At 37.9% G+C, this 19,951-nt stretch carries 22 protein-coding genes; 5 read left to right on the forward strand and 17 right to left on the reverse strand.

Translation table 11 applies throughout. The features are described from left to right. Positions 1-72: 72 nt before the first annotated feature. The 11 genes from hag to BFJ97_RS20530 form a co-directional block, all read right to left on the reverse strand. Positions 73-906: a flagellin Hag gene (gene hag / locus BFJ97_RS20480; protein WP_068986499.1), complete on the reverse strand. Its 834-nt coding sequence runs from the start codon at positions 904-906 to the stop codon at positions 73-75. Between the two features lie 201 nt (positions 907-1,107). Beyond that, positions 1,108-1,332: a carbon storage regulator CsrA gene (gene csrA / locus BFJ97_RS20485; RefSeq protein ID WP_068986500.1), complete on the reverse strand. Its 225-nt coding sequence runs from the start codon at positions 1,330-1,332 to the stop codon at positions 1,108-1,110. Beyond that, positions 1,332-1,775 (reverse strand): flagellar assembly protein FliW, encoded by a 444-nt coding sequence (gene fliW / locus BFJ97_RS20490; RefSeq protein ID WP_068986501.1) that lies wholly within the window; start codon positions 1,773-1,775, stop codon positions 1,332-1,334. The genes csrA and fliW overlap by 1 nt, the downstream gene beginning before the upstream one ends. A gap of 17 nt (positions 1,776-1,792) precedes the next feature. Next, complete coding sequence (locus BFJ97_RS20495; RefSeq protein WP_068986502.1) at positions 1,793-2,356, reverse strand: DUF6470 family protein; 564 nt, start codon at positions 2,354-2,356, stop codon at positions 1,793-1,795. A 191-nt stretch (positions 2,357-2,547) separates the two neighbouring features. Beyond that, positions 2,548-3,462: a flagellar hook-associated protein FlgL gene (gene flgL, locus BFJ97_RS20500; RefSeq protein ID WP_068986503.1), complete on the reverse strand. Its 915-nt coding sequence runs from the start codon at positions 3,460-3,462 to the stop codon at positions 2,548-2,550. Between the two features lie 28 nt (positions 3,463-3,490). Then, the gene (gene flgK / locus BFJ97_RS20505) at positions 3,491-5,038 is read right to left on the reverse strand and encodes a flagellar hook-associated protein FlgK (RefSeq protein WP_068986504.1); all 1,548 of its coding nucleotides are present in this window, start codon (positions 5,036-5,038) and stop codon (positions 3,491-3,493) included. A 64-nt stretch (positions 5,039-5,102) separates the two neighbouring features. Then, on the reverse strand, positions 5,103-5,603 hold the full coding sequence (locus tag BFJ97_RS20510) for a flagellar protein FlgN (RefSeq protein WP_068986505.1): 501 nt from the start codon (positions 5,601-5,603) through the stop codon (positions 5,103-5,105). Between the two features lie 27 nt (positions 5,604-5,630). Then, entirely contained in the window at positions 5,631-5,891 is a 261-nt protein-coding gene (gene flgM, locus BFJ97_RS20515) for a flagellar biosynthesis anti-sigma factor FlgM (protein WP_068986506.1), read from the reverse strand. A 120-nt stretch (positions 5,892-6,011) separates the two neighbouring features. Continuing rightward, positions 6,012-6,425: a TIGR03826 family flagellar region protein gene (locus BFJ97_RS20520; RefSeq protein WP_068986507.1), complete on the reverse strand. Its 414-nt coding sequence runs from the start codon at positions 6,423-6,425 to the stop codon at positions 6,012-6,014. A gap of 81 nt (positions 6,426-6,506) precedes the next feature. Further along, on the reverse strand, positions 6,507-7,097 hold the full coding sequence (locus BFJ97_RS20525) for a ComF family protein (RefSeq protein ID WP_068986508.1): 591 nt from the start codon (positions 7,095-7,097) through the stop codon (positions 6,507-6,509). Further along, a complete protein-coding gene (locus BFJ97_RS20530; protein ID WP_068986509.1) occupies positions 7,094-8,461 on the reverse strand; it encodes a DEAD/DEAH box helicase in 1,368 nt (455 codons plus the stop codon). The genes BFJ97_RS20525 and BFJ97_RS20530 overlap by 4 nt, the downstream gene beginning before the upstream one ends. Between BFJ97_RS20530 and BFJ97_RS24375 the strand changes: the two genes are divergently transcribed. Continuing rightward, the gene (locus tag BFJ97_RS24375; RefSeq protein WP_139114493.1) at positions 8,428-8,760 is read left to right on the forward strand and encodes a hypothetical protein; all 333 of its coding nucleotides are present in this window, start codon (positions 8,428-8,430) and stop codon (positions 8,758-8,760) included. The genes BFJ97_RS20530 and BFJ97_RS24375 overlap by 34 nt on opposite strands. Positions 8,761-8,810: 50 nt before the next feature. On the opposite strand, the gene BFJ97_RS20535 is transcribed toward BFJ97_RS24375, so the two are convergent. From BFJ97_RS20535 to BFJ97_RS20550, 4 genes are all read right to left on the reverse strand, one after another. After that, complete coding sequence (locus tag BFJ97_RS20535; protein WP_068986510.1) at positions 8,811-9,653, reverse strand: DegV family protein; 843 nt, start codon at positions 9,651-9,653, stop codon at positions 8,811-8,813. Positions 9,654-9,908: 255 nt separating this feature from the next. Next, a complete protein-coding gene (locus BFJ97_RS20540) occupies positions 9,909-10,454 on the reverse strand; it encodes an AtzH-like domain-containing protein (RefSeq protein ID WP_068986511.1) in 546 nt (181 codons plus the stop codon). A 261-nt stretch (positions 10,455-10,715) separates the two neighbouring features. Beyond that, positions 10,716-11,390 carry a response regulator gene (locus BFJ97_RS20545; protein WP_068986512.1) on the reverse strand — a complete coding sequence of 225 codons (675 nt, stop codon included), beginning with the start codon at positions 11,388-11,390 and terminating at the stop codon, positions 10,716-10,718. 38 nt (positions 11,391-11,428) lie between these two features. Beyond that, positions 11,429-12,568 carry a sensor histidine kinase gene (locus tag BFJ97_RS20550; protein ID WP_068986513.1) on the reverse strand — a complete coding sequence of 380 codons (1,140 nt, stop codon included), beginning with the start codon at positions 12,566-12,568 and terminating at the stop codon, positions 11,429-11,431. 165 nt (positions 12,569-12,733) lie between these two features. On the opposite strand from BFJ97_RS20550, the gene BFJ97_RS20555 reads away from it, so the two are divergent. Together BFJ97_RS20555 and BFJ97_RS20560 are read left to right on the forward strand one after the other, a co-directional pair. Continuing rightward, positions 12,734-13,369: a YigZ family protein gene (locus BFJ97_RS20555; RefSeq protein WP_068986514.1), complete on the forward strand. Its 636-nt coding sequence runs from the start codon at positions 12,734-12,736 to the stop codon at positions 13,367-13,369. 141 nt (positions 13,370-13,510) lie between these two features. Further along, complete coding sequence (locus tag BFJ97_RS20560) at positions 13,511-14,578, forward strand: LCP family protein (RefSeq protein ID WP_068986515.1); 1,068 nt, start codon at positions 13,511-13,513, stop codon at positions 14,576-14,578. Positions 14,579-15,239: 661 nt separating this feature from the next. On the opposite strand, the gene BFJ97_RS20565 is transcribed toward BFJ97_RS20560, so the two are convergent. Continuing rightward, positions 15,240-16,313: a glycosyltransferase family 4 protein gene (locus BFJ97_RS20565; RefSeq protein ID WP_068986516.1), complete on the reverse strand. Its 1,074-nt coding sequence runs from the start codon at positions 16,311-16,313 to the stop codon at positions 15,240-15,242. A gap of 223 nt (positions 16,314-16,536) precedes the next feature. On the opposite strand from BFJ97_RS20565, the gene secA2 reads away from it, so the two are divergent. Together secA2 and BFJ97_RS20575 are read left to right on the forward strand one after the other, a co-directional pair. Then, on the forward strand, positions 16,537-18,900 hold the full coding sequence (gene secA2, locus BFJ97_RS20570) for an accessory Sec system translocase SecA2 (RefSeq protein ID WP_068986517.1): 2,364 nt from the start codon (positions 16,537-16,539) through the stop codon (positions 18,898-18,900). Next, positions 18,900-19,799, forward strand: a complete 900-nt coding sequence (locus BFJ97_RS20575; protein WP_068986518.1) for an accessory Sec system S-layer assembly protein — start codon at positions 18,900-18,902, stop codon at positions 19,797-19,799. Before secA2 ends, BFJ97_RS20575 begins: the two co-directional genes overlap by 1 nt. A 70-nt stretch (positions 19,800-19,869) precedes the next feature. On the opposite strand, the gene BFJ97_RS25740 is transcribed toward BFJ97_RS20575, so the two are convergent. Then, positions 19,870-19,950, reverse strand: coding sequence for an IS3 family transposase (locus BFJ97_RS25740; RefSeq protein ID WP_223553224.1), 81 nt, complete (start codon positions 19,948-19,950; stop codon positions 19,870-19,872). Between the last annotated feature and the right edge of the window lies 1 nt (position 19,951).

The raw sequence follows: 19,951 nt of genomic DNA on the forward strand, positions 1-19,951 counted from the left end.
TTATTTATCGACAAATACTTAAAAATATAAAGAAAAAACCCACTCTGAGAGTGGGTTTTTCTTTATATTCAATTATTGTAATAATTGAAGAACACCTTGTGGTTGTTGGTTAGCTTGAGCTAACATAGATTGAGCCGCTTGAGTAAGGATGTTGTTCTTAGTGAACGCCATCATTTCTGCAGCCATGTCTGTATCACGGATACGTGATTCAGCAGCTGTTAAGTTTTCAGAAGCAGCACCTAAGTTGTTAATTGTGTGCTCTAGACGGTTTTGTACAGCACCTAATGCAGAACGTTGAGTAGAAACTGTTTTGATAGCTTCATCAATTACAGCAATTGCATCACTTGCTCCTGTACCAGAAGAAATGTCAATACTAGATAAAGCACCACCAGCAGCTAATGCGCTCACTTGCATATTATTAATTGCTAATTTCATTGTTTGGCCTTCGTTTGCACCAATTTGGAATGTTAACTCAGAACCTGTAGATAAACCACCATTTAATAGAGTCTTTTCGTTGAACTCAGTTGTAGTTGCGATACGATCGATTTCTGATTTTAATTGTGTAATTTCATCATTTAAGAAACCACGGTCTAAATCTTCATTCGTATCGTTACGAGATTGTACTGATAATTCACGCATACGTTGTAGGATAGAGTGTGTTTCGTTAAGAGCACCCTCAGCAGTTTGGATTAAAGAGATTGAGTCTTGAGAGTTTTTAGTAGCCATGTCAAGACCTTTGATTTGTGCACGCATTTTTTCTGAGATTGCTAAACCAGCAGCATCGTCACCAGCGCGGTTGATTTTGTAACCAGAAGATAATTTCTCAAGGTTTTTAGAAGATTGAGTGTTGTTGAAAGCTAGGTTACGGTGTGTGTTTAAAGCTGAAATGTTGTGTTGAATTCTCATTTGGAATTCCTCCTTGAATGTTTGTTTTTGTTATTCCACATCCGTGTGGAATTTAGGATTAGGTAGTATGTACTTCCTGCACCTTACAATCTATATATCGTAATTAGTTGGAAATGTTTAATAGTTTTTTAAAACTTTTTTTATTTTTTTATGTAATAAGCTCCGTGTTTGTATTTCTTATAACATCAACGCCCAAAGTATTTAGTCTTTATTTTGCTTTAGTTGTTCCAAGAAGCTTGACGATGCTGATAAAGCTTCTTTATTCTGTGCTTGAATAGCTTCAAAAACTTCCGAACGGTGTACTTTGACTGTTTTAGGTGCGACTATACCTAACTTAATTTGTTCACCTTCTACTGCTAATATTTTTATTTCGATTTGGTCGCCAATCATAATAGATTCATCTTTCTTACGTGATAAAACTAGCATTATTTCGCACTTCCTTCCAACGATTGCATTGAGTAGCGTAATGGATAGGATTTATTATCTTGAAGAACAATTTGTTTACCACATTTTTTATCCATGTTAATAACTAAAGGTGCAAGTAAATTAATAGTAGAGTCCTGAAGTGTTTCCTTCATTGTGACAATAGCGTATGTTATAACATCCTCTTCATTTTCAATTTGTAGTTGTTCTAAATCCTCTTCGCTTAAATCAAAACTATAGTCTTTTTTAAAGGCGAATGGATAAGCAACTACAAAGCCTATTTCAACTTGTTCAACTGATTGTAACAATGCCAATGGATGTTCTTCAGAGATAGGAAGTAGTACGAATCTTTTATGACTTTCTAATCCAAGTAGTCCTTGTTCAAACGTAAGTATGTCTTTTTCAACAATTTCGACCTCACCTAAAAATTTTGTTGTAATTTTCATCTATTCCTTGCGCTCCTTTAGATGTTGACATCGATGTCGACATCTGGTCTTTGTACCATTGTACCAGTTACTTTTCCTGGTGTGTATTCATGAATTGGTTTGTTCACTTTTGCGTCAATAATTGGTTCTCTACGCTGGATATTGACGTCCGTTGTCCCAGGCGTATAGTCGATTTTAACTGATCCTATAGATGGGACAAATTTCACGTTGAATTGTACACGGTGTGGACCATGATTTTGTTTCGCGATGTTTTGGATTGTCGCACGTCCCTGATCTTTACCAGCGTTCTCCATCATTTGACGTCCCTCTCTAGCTCTTCGTGCCATTCCTTTCAGAGCCTCTTGTTTACCTTTTTCTGCGTAGTTTGCACTTGATTCAATAGGACCGATTAAACCTAAATCACGTCTTGCCTGTGAAGAATCGATTTTTAAAACGCCTTTTGTTGTATTAATTTCCAAAATTGCGGCTGGCTGCTCAATATGCTGTGTTGCATTAGGTTGTTTAATATATTGTTGTGACTTAGCTATATCAAGGTCTATTTTCGCATCCGTTGTATGAATTTGAATTTGTGGGAGTCTCATCTACATCTCTCCTTTCAAGAAAAGCGTCTGAACATATTGTTCAAACGCTTTGGTATTGCCCCCTGTCGCTTCGCTTTCGGGGCAGAACTTTTCGCTTCGCGTTTGCCCCTGCCGCTTCGCTTTCGGGGCAGAACTTTTCGCTTCGCGTTTGCCCCTGCCGCTTCGCTTTCGGGGCAGAACCCTAGTAGATTTTATCGGATAAAATCTACTAGGGTTTGCTGAATAATTTTTGCTCCTACAGATAGTGAGGCTTGGTGAATTGATTCTTGTGTAATCATCTCTGTAATCGTCTTAGCATAGTCTGTATCTTCATTGACAGACAGTTGCTTTGTTACATTGACTTCTTGAAGGTCTAGTCGATTCTCCATCATCTCCACACGATTTTGACGAGCTCCGACATCTGCTCTTACGGTCAATGTACTTTCATAAACAGCATCTAAACCAGGAATTGCGCCACCACCACTTGTTAAACCAAGTGTATTTCCAATCTCCGTACCTGTAGCACCGTTTTGTAAAAGTGTTGTAACTTGTCCCATAAAATCATCGATATCCTTAAATAAATCAGCACCTGGAGTATTAATATTCATTGGGATGCCATCAAATACGTTGATTTCAATCGCCTTCTGTCCTCCAGTAGTAATTGCTGGGTTTTGTGGTCCTGTTTTATCAGTATAAAGAGGTTGGTTTGTATGCGTACCTGAAAAGATATAGTTTTCACCAACTCTTGTATTGGCAATATCACGCAATTGTTCCTTAAGTTGTTGCATTTCTGCATTTATTTTTTGACGATCGTCAGTAGTATTTGTATCGTTTGCAGCTTGTACAATAAGTTCTTTTACACGTTTTAATGCAGAGCCTGTCTGATCAAGTGCTTCGTCTGTTGTATCTAGCCATGTATGTGCTTCACGAATATTACGTTGGTATTGTTCGTTTTTATCAAGATCTATACGATAGCCCATTCCCTTGACCGCTACAACTGGATCTTCAGATGGTCTCGTAATTTTTTTACCAGAGTCCAACATATTTTGATATTTAGACATTTTGTTGTAGCTTGTATTTAAATTGCGTAGCATATTACTTGATAGCATTGATTGTGTGACGCGCATAATTTATCTCCTCTCAGTCAAGTGACTATTATAGCCCTACTCTTCCCATACCATTGATGATTTTATCTAAAGTTTCATCTACCACTGTAATCATACGTGCATTGGCATTGTATGCTTGCTGGAATGTAATCATATTAGTCATCTCTTCATCTAACGAAACCGAGCTCATTGAATCACGGTTATTAGAAATTTGTAAGTGCAATGTTTTAGAGTTGAAAGCATTACGCTCTGCTTCCTGTCCCTTTACTGCTAAATCCCCTACTAATGATTTATAATAGCTTTGGAATGTACCTTGCTTTAAGTTTGCTTGTGCTTGTTTTTGAAGCTCCGCTAACTTACGCATGTTTTGGTTATTACCTTCCTCACCCGCCGTATCAGATACAGCTACCTGCTTCGGATCAGTAATCACCACTTTAAAATCTCTTGCAGTTGTTCCTGCGAAAAAGTCAATACCTGTACTATTGTCTAGACCGACACCTATTTTATGAATATCATTAAATTTTGTAATAAATTCATTTGCGAGATTATCTAAGTTTGCAAGCATTTCAGGATAAGTACCTTGTCCACCGCTATGTCCATACGCATCAATTAATGCACGCAATGTTCCTTTATCAGGGTCCATTTGACTGTAATCAATTTTATGAGGTCCTGTCGTTGGATCTGCTGGTGGCTCGCCAACAGCAGAGATTTTAATTTCCTTAAATTCAAAATAGCTCCCTGTCGCTTGCTCATCTACCTCACCATCGACGCGCTGATTGTTTGTGTCCATCGTTGCAAGTGCAGCATATTCTTTACCATCCACTAATTTAATAGGTGCGCTGCCATCCGCTGGTACATATGTAATCGTCATAGAACCTTCCGCTACATCTTTTGCTAACCCACCTGATTTTTGCATTGAAATCGATACAGGGATATTTTCATTTAACTCATCTACTAACAAATCACGTGCATCATATAAATCGTTCGGCACATAACCACTCGGCTCAACTTCTTGAATTTGTTTATTAATGGCTGCAATTTGTTTAAGAATCGAATTCACTTTATCTGTTGATACTTTAATTTCATTTCCGATATTACCTTGGATAAGTTTTTGCTGTCTATCCATATAATTAAAGGACTCCGCAATAGACTTTCCTTTAGCAATTAATACTTGACGCGCAGCTGCGTCTTTTGGATTGTCAATAACATCTTCCATCGACTTCCAAAAATCTGTAAATGATTGATTAATACCAAACTCTGAAGGCTCTGACATGATATCTTCCATTTGCGCAATCGACTTTGCTGTTGAATCCCAATAACCCAACTTATTCGTTTCTTGACGATATTGACGATCGATAAATTCATCGCGAATACGTTGAATTGACCCCGCTTCAACCCCAGTACCAAGATGGCCTGGATAAACAGGTTGATTTAAGCCTGCATTTGGAAAGCCCGGAGTCGCTTGCATATTTACTCGTTGGCGAGAGTAACCTAATGTATTTGCATTGGAAATATTATGTCCAGTAGTATATAAAGCTGTTTGTTGTGTAAACAAACCACGTTTACTAGTTTCTAAGCCCATAAATGTTGAGCGCATTGTTTTTCCTCCTTTTAGTACCGTTTATAAGTTCAAGCATAATTTCTTGCGTCCGTGCAAGAAACTACGCTTGCGAATCGAAATATGATTTTTTGGCCATTGAATTTGTGCCGCGTACCTCATTGCCTGAGTAATTAATTTGTTCAGGTTGAGGTCGTAGATTATCTAATGTTAAATTGACAATTTGTAGTGATTGGTACACTAGTTTTTGGTTTAAATCATTTTGTTTTTTTAGGTCATTGATGATTTGCAATAATCGATTGCGAACTGCTGATAGTGTGTCTTTATCAGTTTGTTGTTCAGCAGCCTCGATGACATTAGCGACAGTCGTTTTGTCAGTTGAAGCAAATCCTTTTGCTCCAAGGTATTCCGTTACCTGTTTCTGACGCTGTTGCTCGAGCTTGTCGATGGCCGCTACATGTGCCTGCTCATCCTTGAGCAATTGGTCCAGTGCTTCAATATTGCCAGCTGTAATGATTTCCGTTTTTTTAAAGGCTAGTTCAAGTAAGCTTTTATGCATTCTTTCTAGCATTGTTAGTGTAGAACAGATCGCTTCTACAGACATATTGCTAAGCACCCTCTCTGATATTCCTTAGAAACGATAATATTTCAGCATATCTTCTGCAACTTTCCGAGCGTTGACTTTATATTCACCCGAAGCAATTCCTTCTTTTAATTGTTTTACGCGTTCTGCACGCTCGGCGCTATATGTTGAAACTCCTTGCATCTCCTGTGCAGCCTTTGAAATTTCGATTTTATCGGCGAAAGATGCCTTGTTTGTGCCTGATTTTACATTGCGCACCTGATTTTTATAGGCGTTTACTGCATTAACCCCATAAGATGTAATTTTCATTTTTTCCCCTCCTATCTAATACGCTATCTTACTATTATTTCGGATTGTCTCACATAATGTTAAGTTTTCAAACATAAAAAAATGTGCTAATTTTGTTTAAAATTAACACACTTTAAGCGTTTAGCGTTTTCGTTCTGAGTGATATGTTGCACGATCATGTTGTACTACATTTTCACGGAACTCTTTCGCCGCTTCAAATGTACGTAAATCCGCCTTCAATTCATCTTGGCATTTTGTACAAAGTTTGCCTGTTGTCGTTAGATGACCACAGTTGTCACACGGGTAGCCAAGATTAGGAAACATCGCCGTCTGTAAACGACCCTTGCGAACCCATTTATACAATAGCGCCTCTTCAGCTCCTGTTGCTTCAACAATCCGTTCTACTGTCGCAGCACGGTTTTCACGTTTACGTAAAAAGCGATAAACGATTTGATATAATTCTTCTTCAGATTGAGCGCATTTATGACATACTTCTCTAACCCCAGTATAATTAAAAAACTCATTACATTTCGGACAATTGCGAACCTCTGCCATTACTCTTCCTCCTCTCGCATAATAACAGTAAAATACGAATCATATATATTCGTATCTATTATACATGACGCATTAGCATTTTCATCCATTAATTAATGTGAAGCTTTGAACATTTCGGGCACCTGCATGTAATAAAATCTCGCTGGCATGCCGTAGCGTAGTTCCTGTAGTTTTTATATCGTCAAAAAGGAGATATTGTTTATGCTCTACATGTGCACCAACCATCAGACGAAAAAGAGGGGCTACTTGTATTCGCTCAACTCTATTTTTGGAGCTTTGCGTTTCTGTTGTCGTCTTTTCTAAAAGTTGTATAAAAGGAATATTGGCAGCCTTTAATAGCTCCTCCATATGCGAGAAGGTACGTTCCCTTTGTTTGAGGGGATGCATAGGAATCGGTATAATAATAGCTTTTTCATTTTTGAACCGTGCATATAGCTCTTGCCGAAATACTTTTGCGAGTGCTACATCCTGAAGAAATTTATATTGATGCAAGTAATCCTTCATAGCGTCGTTGTATTGGAAGAGTGCTGTTGCTGTGGGCGAATGTTCAAATCGAGCTGAGCACTTATCACAGATGGTTGGCTGAAAGTGGTTTGTTAAAAGCATTTTCCAAGAAATTACTGGTTGCAGAGGTTGTGAGCATAATAAGCACAGTGTTTCAATTTTATTCATTGCAAAAATCCTTTCTTATTGTAATAAAGAATTTTCGTACGAGCATCATCCATTTCAGTTGTAATGCCATGATGAAAAAATACAACGTCTCCATCTGCAAAATCAGCATTTCGACCAACTCGCCCAGCAATTTGGATAAGTGCACTGGAAGTAAAAATAGTCGATTCCGCCCCAATAACTGCAACCTGCACATTCTTTATCGTAATACCTCGTTCTAAAATGGTTGTTGTGAGTAAACCCGGAACTTCTTCGTGACGTAGTTTAAGCACTTTTTCTTTACGATCAGGATCTTCGGCATGGACTGCCAAAATGCTTGCATCTAATAACTGAAAAAGAGGCGTAGCTATTTTCATTAACTCTACTTTCGGGAAAAATAATAGAAATGGTTCTTTATGTGCAAGACGATCCTCCGTCCATTGTTTTAGCTTTCGCGGGATTTTTCCTCGTTTCAAGTTCTTTTCATAGCTCCATAGGGCATCAAATCGAGGGACTGGTAATGGACGATTATGGTAACGTTTCGGGATGAATGAATAACTTTTATTTTGATACGCAGTAAGTAATTTTTGTGAAGGTGTTGCTGTGACAAACAATATTGGTGCGTTTTCCGTTTTTGCTTTTTGTACAGCTCTTTGTAACGTTTCGTCAAATGTATACGGAAATGCATCAGCCTCATCAACAATCATGACATCAAACGCTCGTTCAAAACGGTAGAGCTGATGAGTTGTAGCCAACACTAGCTGCGCATAGCCCTCCTGCTTCGGTGATCCACCATATAAAGCATGGATGGTCGTTTGCGGGAAGACCTTTTGAAAGCGTGGAAATAACTCTAATATTACATCTGTACGAGGCGTAGCAATACACACTCGTAACCCCAGCTCTAAAGCATAATGAACAGTTGGGAAAAGCAGCTCTGTTTTCCCCGCCCCACATACCGCATGTAACAAGTGGGAACGTTTTACCTTCACACTTTCTAGTAATTCATTTGCTGCCTGCTGTTGCAGCACAGTAAATTGTCCTGCCCATTCAAGTGGATGCTTTTTTGTTCTAATTGCAGATGGGCCAGTCCAAATCATCAATTGCGTACAGCTACCCACTCTGCCCATATTCAGACAATGTCTACAATAGATACATTGCTGCTGGCACTTCGAACAATCAAACGTTGTAAATTGCTGCGGATCAGTATTATGGCAACGGTTGCATTTAAGATGTGGCACTTTTTGAATTCCTTCTATTATATGGAAGTGTTTGTGATGGATCGCTTTCTCGATATCTCCCTTTGAAAACGGGGAATACTCCTTTAACCAAATACGTCCTTCATGAAAATCTCGTAATGCAAGTGGCAACAAACAACCTTTTTTTTCCATTGCTTTGCTCCTTTCAGGTAGGTGATTTTCTTCAGCAGTTCTTTAGCGGCGATGTTCTTGGATTTAGCGGCGTTTCTGGCACTTTTGGCGGCGATGTTCTCGGGTTTACCGGCGATTTTGGCACTTTTAGCGGCGATGTTCTCGCGTTTACCAGCGATTCCCACAGATTTATCAGCGATTCTCGGACTTTATCAGCGATTTCCACACGTTTATCAGCGATTCTAGATCTTTTATCAGCGATTTCCACACGTTTATCAGCGATTCTCTCGTGTCTCCTGGCAAAATCGGATACCTTCTAAAATAACAAAAAAGCCTCTACATTTTTCTGTAGAGACTTTCTTATTTAAGGTTATTTTTTTATCCAGCATAACCCCAATGAGCCTTCACCTAAATGTGTGCCGATCACGGGACCGAAATAGCTCAATTTAAAGTTAACGTTTGGGTAAGTTGCAGCTAGTTGTGCTAGCCATTCTTCTGCTTCAGCTTGGCAATTGGCGTGGATAACAACAGCGTCCATTGCTTCATACTTTTTAGCATCCTCCGCCATTAGCTCCTCCGCACGCCTTAATGCTTTTTTACGCGTACGAATTTTTTCAAAAGGTACAATGACCTTGTCCACAAAATGAAGCACAGGCTTTACTTGTAATAAGCCACCTATTAATGCCGCTGCTGAAGACAGACGTCCCCCACGTTGTAAGTGCGCTAAGTCATCTACAATAAAGTAAGCTCGGGCATACTGCTTCATGTCCGCTAATGTAGCAAGTATTTCTTTTGCTGAACAACCTTGTGCAGCCATTTCAGCTGCTCGTAAAACATAAAAACCCTGTACCGCACAGGATATTTCAGTATCAAAAGCGTACATATCAATGCCTTCCACCATTTCGCCTGCTTGAACTGCACCATGATATGTTCCACTGATTCCACTTGATAAATGAATAGATATTACCTCATCATACTCTTTTGCCAACTCTTCAAAGAGAGAGACAAATTCTCCGATTGGGGGCTGCGTTGTTTTTGGAAATTCTTTTGACCCGCGTACTTTATCATAAAATTCAGATGCCGTGATATCTACTTCTTCTGCAAATAATTGCCCCGAAATATTTACACTTAACGGAATCATATGAATGTTTAAGCGTGCTCGTTCCTCAGCCGGAATATACGCAGTACTATCTGTTACGATTGCTGTCCTCATTCATGTCCACTCTCCTATTCTACATAGTTTACAATAAAAAGAAATGAATGTGAAATGAATTACGACATTGCGTAATTCTTTTCACATTCATTATCTATGTATCAATTTCGCCTTGGTGTAATTACATTCAGAGGCATTATCTTCATTCAGTAGGTGTTTGGAAACTCCGAAATGGGACCACATCCACATTCATCTGCTGAATGAAGATAACCTCTTTGCGAAACTGCGTTGAATCCCTCAGAGGTTGTCTTATTCTTATTTGCCGGTGGTTGATTTAGAGTCATCTCCAATATAATAGACACTCGTTACCTTCCAGGCCCCGTCCTCTTTTACAAAAACAGTTACCTGACGCCCTGCACTTTCATGTTCGATGTTTGTTTCAAGTTGCAGAGAATGGAGTGTCATATTGGCAAAGACCTCCGCTTCTTCTTCCTTATATTTTGCAATGGTCACATTTGCTACTTCACGTTTACTATCAAATTGATCGAAGGCTTCAGTTGCATAAACCTTCTCTTCATCATACTTAAAGCCTCTTGGATCCTTCGCTATTGTTTGCATATAACGATTGATTTCTTCTTTATTTAACGCAGCAATATATTCATCGAAAGCTGCTAAAATTGCTTTTTCTTCTTCTGCTGGTACATTCGTAGCTTTTTCTACATTATCGCCAACCATTTCAAAACCAACAGTTCCATCTTCAATCGTTTTTGCACGATCTTCCGCACTATTCTCTTCATCTTTATTACCACAGGCAGTTAACATTAATAAGGTAAAAACTGCTAGAAAACTTTTCTTTAACATCAAAAAACCTCCCGCGCATATTGTAGCATATAAATCCTACTGTAGGAATTTTGTTGTGAATTTTCAACATTTAGGTGCTACATCTTTCATATGACGCCTACGATTTTAAAATGTTGCACATTGAGTGATCTCTAAAGTTAAATAGCTACACTTTTAACAAGATCCGTTACCTACAGGTGTTCGACCATAAAAAAACTGCTTTAAAAACTACTACATAATATAGTAGCCTTTAAAAACAGCTTTTAATTTAATGTTATGCAATTAACGTACTTCAACCCAGCCGTTTTTGATAGCTGTAACAACGGCTTGTGTGCGGTCGTTTACATTCATTTTTTGTAAAATGCTTGAAACGTGGTTTTTAACTGTTTTTTCAGAAATAAACAATGTCTCACCAATTGTACGGTTAGATTGACCATCTGTTAATAATTGTAATACTTCACATTCACGTTTTGTTAGTAAATGGAATGGTCGACGAATTTCTGTTTGATGGAAATTCCCTTTATTTTCATGCTCAGAAAGACGACGGAATTCCGCTACTAAATTTTTAGTTACCTTTGGATGTAGATAAGATCCACCATTTGCAACTACTTTAATAGCTTCAACAATTTCGTCAGCATCCATCTCTTTTAGCATATAACCAAGTGATCCCGATTTTAGCGCGTGTGTTACATATGTTTCATCATCATGAATTGATAACATAATAACCTTTGCATCTGGGTATTCACTAATTAAATCTGCCGTAGCTTCTACTCCATTTTTACCTGGCATATTAATATCCATTAGTACAACATCTGGTTGATTTTCAGCATATAATGACACCACATCCGCACCATCATCACCTTCTGCCACTACATCAAACGTATCTTCAAAATCTAAAATACGTTTTACTCCTTCGCGGAATAGCTGGTGATCGTCTACAATAATAATCTTCGTCATTTTCCTTTACCCCCTAAATTTCTCCAACAATTGCTTCATCATAACGGAATTTTAAATAATACCGTCGTCCCTCGATTTATCTCACTTTTAATGGAAATTGTACCATCCAAAATTTCGATACGTTCTTTCATTCCTAAAATCCCAAAGGAATGATCTTTAACTACCTGTGGATCGAAACCTATACCATCATCCTTTACAACGATATTTACGGCATTGTTCAACCACTCAAGTTTTACCCAAATCTCCTTACATTTCCCGTGCTTCATAGCATTAGTTACACATTCTTGCACTAATCGGAAAATAGACACTTCATAGTTTGATGGTATACGCTTTTCGGTGCTTCTCGATTGGAAATGAACTTCAACACCAGGATTATATTCAGTCACTGTCGATACGTACTTCTTTAATGTCGGGACAATTCCCAAATCATCAAGTGCCATTGGTCTTAGATCATAAATAATACGTCGCACCTCTGTTAATGCATTACGCACCGTTTTCTTTAAATCAACAATTTCAGCCAAAGCAGATTCAATGCCCTTCTCACGATACGTTCTATCTATTAAATCCGTGCGCATTAGTACATTTGCCAGCATCTGAGCAGGCCCATCATGAATTTCCCTAGATAAACGTTTCCGCTCTTCTTCTTGCGCCGCGATAATACGTATACCAAAGTCTTGTTTCATTTTTGCTTGTTCAAGTGCTAAACCAACATTTTTCAAATCTGAAGTTAAGTAATTCAAAACGACATTTACTTGATTGACAATCTGATCTGCTCGTTCTATCGTATCGAGTAACCCTCTTAATCTTCTCTCTAGATCATCTCTTTTATCGCGCAGCTGTTTTTCTTGAGTTCTAATCACGGAGAGCTTCACTTGAAAATCTTGTGCAGTTTCATATGCTTCTCGAACTTGTTCTTCGGTATATTTATCAAAAGCTTTACTCACTAGCACAAGTCTTTGCTTAGCAAGCTGGGTACTTTTTTCTAAAGAATCACCTTCATCAATCACAATTGAAACTTGTTCTCGAACAATTTCTAGCTCTTTTTGCATATCTTCGAAATTTCTTCGGTTTTGTTCACTTATAATAAAGATATCATCTTTTGAGCTCATGATTGTATCTATCATTCGATTAAATATGTCATCAAGCGACTTTAAATCGAAGGTATCAGTTGAAAACATAATGTACTCCCCAGTCTAATGTCTTATGATTACTTACTATTTTAATAGACCAATTTCATATATTCTATAGTCTATACCTATTATAGCATCACCCAGTTAAAATTTAATGCTTTTTCTTTATGAAAATTATAGAATATAACTCTACCTAAAAGGAGATTGATACTGATGAGAGAAAACTATTTAACAGTAAAAGGATACGGTGAAAGCGAAATTGTTATTTCAAAATCTCGCTTTCTTACTTATATAGAACGCGTAGAAACAGAAGAGGATGCAATTTCTTTTATTGACCGCATAAAGAAAATACATCATAACGCGACACACAATTGCTCAGCCTATATTATTGGAGAGCATGATCATATTCAAAAAGCAAATGATGACGGGGAACCAAGTGGCACAGCTGGCGTCCCTATGTTAGAAGTCTTAAAAAAACAAGGTTTAAAGGATACGGTCGTTGTCGTCACACGCTACTTTGGTGGCATTAAGCTTGGTGGTGGCGGTCTTATTCGTGCATATGGGAAGGCGACAACAGAAGGCTTACTCGCTGCACAAGTAGTTGAACGTAAGCTTCATCATTTTATGAACATTGCCATTGATTACACATGGCTTGGTAAAGTAGAAAATGAAATTCGAGGTTCTTCGTATACATTAGAAGAAATTCGCTACTTGGAAGGCGTCGAAATCATTGTATCCGTGCTAAAAGAGGAAGAAGAAAAGTTCCGAAATTGGGTGACGGAAATGACAAATGGGCAGTCAACCATTTCTTTTGAAGATGCACAATTTATCGAATTTGTTGTGAAATAAATAGTTTTAATTGTCGAAAACTAAATATCCATAGTATAATTCTAATGTTGAGCTATTTTATCGTTTATATCTAAATGTATTTGAATAAAGTTTAGTTAATCCCATCATTATTCCCAAAATTCAGAGGAGAATATATCAAATATGAAAAATAGAACTAACTATAAAAATAAGAAGAGGTCTTCTAAATCTTCCCTAATTATAAAAGTATCGCTTCTTCTTGTTGCAAGTTTAGTAATATGTGTGACGGCTTACGCAGTCTATATTACGAAGCAAGCAGAGCATGCAGTGAACTCGGCACATGAAGAATTAGAGGGTCGAGAAGTTTCTTCACTTCGTGAGGAAAAAGTAAAACCAGTAAAAGATAATGTTTCCATCCTATTTGTAGGTGTTGATGATAGTGAAAATCGCGGGCAAGGTTCTGAAAACTCTCGTTCCGATGCACTGATTTTAGCAACATTAAACAATAAAACAAAAACGATTAAAATGCTAAGTATCCCTCGTGATTCATATGTTTATATTCCTAACTTAGGCTATAAAGATAAAATTACACATGCACACGCAAATGGTGGTACGCTTTCAACAATTGAGACCGTAGAAGGATTTTTAGATGTTCCGATTGATTATTATGTTCGTATGAACTTTAACGCATTTATTGACGTTGTTGATGCATTAGGTGGAATCGAAGCTGAAGTACCGTATACTTTACACGAAAAAGACGAATTCGATCGCAATGCAATTAACTTAGAGCCTGGTTTACAGCATTTAAACGGTAGTGAAGCACTGGCACTCGCAAGAACGCGTAAGCAAGACAGTGATATTGAACGCGGTAAACGTCAACAAGAGATCTTAACGGCCATCATCAGTAAAGCTTCTTCTGTAGAATCTATTGCAAAATACGATGATGTCATTAAAGCACTTGGCGATAACATGAAGACAAACATGACATTCAGTGAGATGAAATCATTCCTATCTTATTTAACACAAGGAATGCCACGTATCGATTCTTTAACATTAGAAGGTACAGATGATATGTCTACTGGTATTTACTACTATAAATTAAATCAAGAATCGGTTGATGAAATATCGGAAACACTTAATAACCATCTTGAAAGAGATAAAACATCTACAAGTCTAACTAATAACAATACAGATAACGATAAAGATAACGCTGTTGGCAATGATACAACAGATAACAAAGATGAACAGTAACTTTAAAAGCCCTTTCCACTTTATGTGGAGAGGGCTTTTATGTTGTTGAAAAACTATTATGCCAATGAAATTAATGTAGCTAATTAAGTAAAATATGGCTCTTCAGCAAAATGAGGGGCTGTCTTCCGTTCCGACTGATCGCTTTCCTGGAGGGCGTCCGATGAGCGGCTTGGGCCAACAGATGTTTTTGTGCGAAAACGTAGCGGCAGTGACATATGGTTTTCTGCACGAAAGCGAAGTGCAAACGTAGCGGCAGTGACATGTGGTTTTCTGCACGAAAGCGAAGTGCAAACGTAGCGGCAGTGACAACAAAAGCGGAGGAAACGGCTCGACACTCGCTCACAGGATAGCGAGTAGCATGGAATGGAAAACACCCTCATTTACCCGGGCTCTTCTCCATGCTACCTGAGCAGTTTTCCGCCTTACCCGAGCATTTCTCCAAGTTAAAGTTACCTGAGCATTTTTTTCGAGGACCCTAGCAACTCACTACTCTACCCGAGCAATTTTCTTGTAAATCCCAAAAATTCCCCTATCAACCTATGCTATTCTCCACTCGACCCAAGCTAAATTCACATGGATCAAGATTTTCTTCACTCCAGTTCCCCATAAACTCCATAAAAAAAACAATCACACATTAAAAATGAATGATTGCTTTAATATTTTATTTATTAAATATCCGCACAAAATTTAATAGCGGCTTATAGTTTTTACCTGCGAGTCCGATGATTTCAACAAAAATTTCAATGGCAGTTAATATGACGGCTATGAGTAAAATCGCTCCCCATACTTTTGCCATAGAGAAAATAACGGCTGCCAACCCAAACATCATAGCAATCCCATAGATAAGGAGTACTGTTTGACGATGTGTGAAGCCCATATCCAGTAAACGGTGATGTAAGTGTGATTTATCTGGATCAGACCATTTTTTCTTCATGCGCACACGACGAACAATCGCAAAGAATGTATCAGAAATTGGTACACCTAGAATAATAATTGGGATAATTAATGAAACAAATGTTACATTTTTAAAACCAAGTAACGCCAGCACGGATATCATAAATCCGAGGAATAATGCCCCTGTATCCCCCATAAAGATTTTTGCTGGGTGGAAATTATAAAATAAGAAACCACTTGATGCTGCTGCTAAAATGGCTGCAATTGCTAAAACAAACATATTGTCCATATTAAATGCCATGACCGCTAATGTAATAAGAGCAATCGTTGAAACCCCGGCAGCTAGACCATCTAAACCATCAATTAAATTAATGGCATTTGTAATTCCAATAATCCAAAGAATTGTTAAAGGGATACTTAGTAATCCAAAATCTAATTCACCTACGAAAGGTAAGTTAACCTCGTCAATTTGAATGCCACCTACAAAAATAACGATAAGTGCAGCAGCAAGCTGCCCTAGCATTTTCGCCTTTGCAGAAATTTCACGCATATCATCAATGACGCCTGTTGCTACAATAATACAGGCTCCTATAATAATCGCCAATAAACTATATTCACTAGTATGCCACGGTAATACGCCTATTAAAAATGGATATAGCATAGCTATGCCTATTAAAAACGCAAGGAAAATCGCTAATCCGCCAAGTCTTGGCATAATTCGTGCATGTACTTTTCGATAGTTTGGTGCATCGACAGCACCTATTCTGAACGCTAATCGTTTAACTAATGGAGTTAACAATATGGAAGCAATGAATGCTGCTATTAAAGACACGTAAAGCATGTCTCTCCTCCTCAAAAATAATCTACATTTAAATCCAAATTGATTATAGCACGAACGAGCGCCGAAATATACTTTTTCTATTTAATTTCCACCATTTCACAAATTTTTTTCTTCTTTTTGAGAATGGTAGAATGCTGCATGTCAAATGTAGTCACCATTCGTAAAATTTGATAAAATAATGTAGTGTCTAGCATTTAGACAACTTTAAAGGAGCGTAAATTTCATGTTCTCAATTTTTAAACGCAACAATGAGCAAACAAGTGCTCGTCAATTAAAACGCTACTATAAAATAGTAGATCAGATTAATAATCTTGAAGAAAAATATGTCGACAAGTCAGATGAAGAATTAAAAGAAATGACTTTTATTTTCAAGGATCGTTTAGAACAAGGCGAACCAATTACATCAATCATCCCAGACGCATTTGCTGTTGTACGCGAAGCCTCAAAACGTGTATTAGGTATGCGTCATTTTGATGTACAACTTATCGGTGGTCTTGTTTTAACTGAAGGTAATATTGCAGAAATGCCTACAGGTGAAGGTAAAACGCTTGTCGCTTCCCTACCTTCTTATGTACGCGCATTAGAAGGTAAAGGTGTTCATGTCATTACGGTTAATGACTATTTAGCTAAGCGTGACTACGAACTTGTTGGTCAAATTCATCGTTTCCTTGGCTTAACAGTTGGTTTAAATATACCAATGATGGAACCAGACGCAAAAAAAGAGGCCTATAATGCTGATATAACATATGGTGTCGGTACTGAATTCGGATTTGACTACTTACGTGACAACATGGCACATAGCTTGGCTGATAAAGTACAACGCCCTTATCACTTTGCCATTATCGATGAGGTTGATAGTGTACTTATTGATGAGGCAAAAACACCACTTATTATCGCTGGGAAAATGGCAGCGAATGATGAACTACATCGCATTGCTTCTATGCTAGCTAAACGTTTTAAAGAAGAAGAAGACTACGATTTTGATGAAGAAACAAAAGCTACTTCTTTAACAGATAAAGGCATTGAAAAGGTTGAGGCTGCCTTTAATGTTGATAATCTATATGATCTTGAACACCAAACACTTTATCATTATGTGATCCAAGCTGTGCGTGCCCATGTAATGTTCAAGCGTGATGTTGATTACATCGTTAAGGATGACAAAATCGAGCTTGTTGATATGTTCACAGGTCGTATTTTAGAAGGTCGTTCACTATCTGATGGATTGCATCAAGCAATTGAAGCAAAAGAAGGCGTAACGATCACAGAAGAAAATAAAGCACAGGCACAAATTACGATTCAAAACTATTTCCGTATGTATCCGAAGCTTTCCGGGATGACGGGTACAGCGAAAACACAGGAAAAAGAAATAAAAGAAGTGTACGCAATGGAAGTTATTCAAATTCCAACAAACCGCCCACGTCAACGTGTCGATCAGCCTGATATTATTTTTAAAACACAAGAAGCTAAATATAAATATGTGGCTGCAGAAGCGAAAAGTCGTCACGAAAAAGGACAACCTGTCTTAATTGGTACTACATCGATACTGCAATCTGAAACAGTTGCTGAGCATTTGAAAAGTGCAGGGTTAAAATTCCAATTACTGAATGCTAAAACAGTTGAACAAGAGGTTGAGCTGATTTCACAAGCAGGTCAAAAAGGTCGTATTACGGTAGCTACGAATATGGCTGGTCGTGGTACAGATATTATGCTAGGTGAAGAAGTACACGAGCTTGGCGGCTTATATGTCATCGGTACCGAGAAACATGAAAGTCGTCGTGTAGATAATCAACTTCGCGGTCGTTCAGGTCGTCAAGGTGATATAGGTGAAAGCCGCTTCATTCTCTCTATTGAAGATGATATGTTCCGACGTTACGCAAAAGAAGATGTTGAAAAATTCTCAGCAAAAATGGTTGTTGACGAACAAGACATTATTCAAAATAATAACGTTCACGAGCTTATTAGCCGTACACAGCGTATCGTTGAAGGTTCTCAATACAGCATGCGTGAATACAACTTAAAATTAGACGATGTGATTAATGACCAACGTACAGTTATTTACGGTCTACGTGACAAAATTTTAGCTGGCGAAAATTTATTAGAACAATTAAAGCAAATGTTCTATGAAACTGTAGACTTTGCAGTACGTGATGCAGCACCTGATGAATTACCTTCAGTTGAATGGGATTACGAAGGGATGGAAAGAACCTTAAACAGTCTCTTCCTTTCACCTATCACAATTGATAGAGAAGTAGGTAAAGTTGTCCCTATTTTAGATTCACTTCAAGCACCTGTTGATGAATTAACTGCAAAGATGGAGAAGTTCGCTGAGAATGAACAAGTAGTGGCAGTTATTCCACAAGTAATGCTAAGCTACTTAGATAGTGGCTGGGTGAAACATTTAGAAGCCATGACACACTTAAAAGAAGGAATTGGCTTACGTCATTACCAGCAAGAAGATCCGATGCGAATTTACCAACGTGAAGGACTTGAATTATTCGGAAAGAATTTCCAAGAATTACGTCGTTCTATTATTATAGAAATCACAGGCTTCATGAAAATGATTGAAGCACAAATGGAGGTACAATAATGGGCTTATTTTCATTCTTTAAAAAATCGGACAAGGTTGTTCAAGAAAACACAATTGACTCTAAAGACTTATTAGGAAATACTACTACGGATAGTAGCGATAATCGTGATGTTGTGACAAAGCTTTCATTCCATCCAGAGTGGGATGTTCCTCAGGAGCAAAAATACATTTTTAGTTTCCTTGCTAATGAGCTAGAACCTTTGAAGCCAAATCAATTATCACTTTCTTCTATTAGTATTGAAGAAGACCCACGCTCTAAAAAATGGCAAGTGCGTGCATTTTTCCGCTCATCATTGCCTCAAGCAATCGAGCTAGGTGAAATTGAGCTTTACATTATGGATAAAAACGATGAGCTTGTAGCATCTAAAAAATTCGATTTTGCAGCACTTGGCACGATCCCAGCAGAAAGTGCTCGTCCATGGGTATTTGAATTTGAAAAATCAACAATCAAAGTCAATGAAATACCAGAAGACGGTTGGAAAATTGCATTCAACCTTGTTTCCCTACGCGGTCACCAATTAGAATTAGATCCATCATGGGAACAACAATTACCTGAAGCACAAAAAGAGGAGCTTGCAAAAATCGTCAAAACTTTACCTGAGTTAGGTGAAACAGAAGTAAACTTCACTGGCCTGCAAGCAAAACTTGTGGATAATGGTAGTTTAAATGTGTCTATCTTCATTCGTAACGGACATAATAAAGCTATTAACCTTGAACAATTACCACTAGAAATTATTGATGCAACAGGTAAACAAATTGCTAAAGGTTCATTTAAAATGGATCCTATCTTAACTGTACAACCGAACTCAACGAAGCCTTGGACATTTATCTTCCCTGCAGAGCTTGTTGATGCAAAAGATGCAGATCTTTCTCGTTGGACAGCACGCGTAACACAATAAAGCGTTTAAAAACCCTTCATTCATATGAACTGCTCCCTGTCAAGTAGACAGTGGAAATAATAAAAAGCTTTTAAGCGGCTTTAGCCCTATATTCTAATGGGCTTAAGCCGTTTAATCGTTCTTGGTATCTATCGTTATTGTAAAACTGGATA

Origin of the sequence: Lysinibacillus xylanilyticus (assembly GCF_001708185.1) — a bacterium.
GTDB lineage: Bacteria > Bacillota > Bacilli > Bacillales_A > Planococcaceae > Lysinibacillus > Lysinibacillus xylanilyticus_A.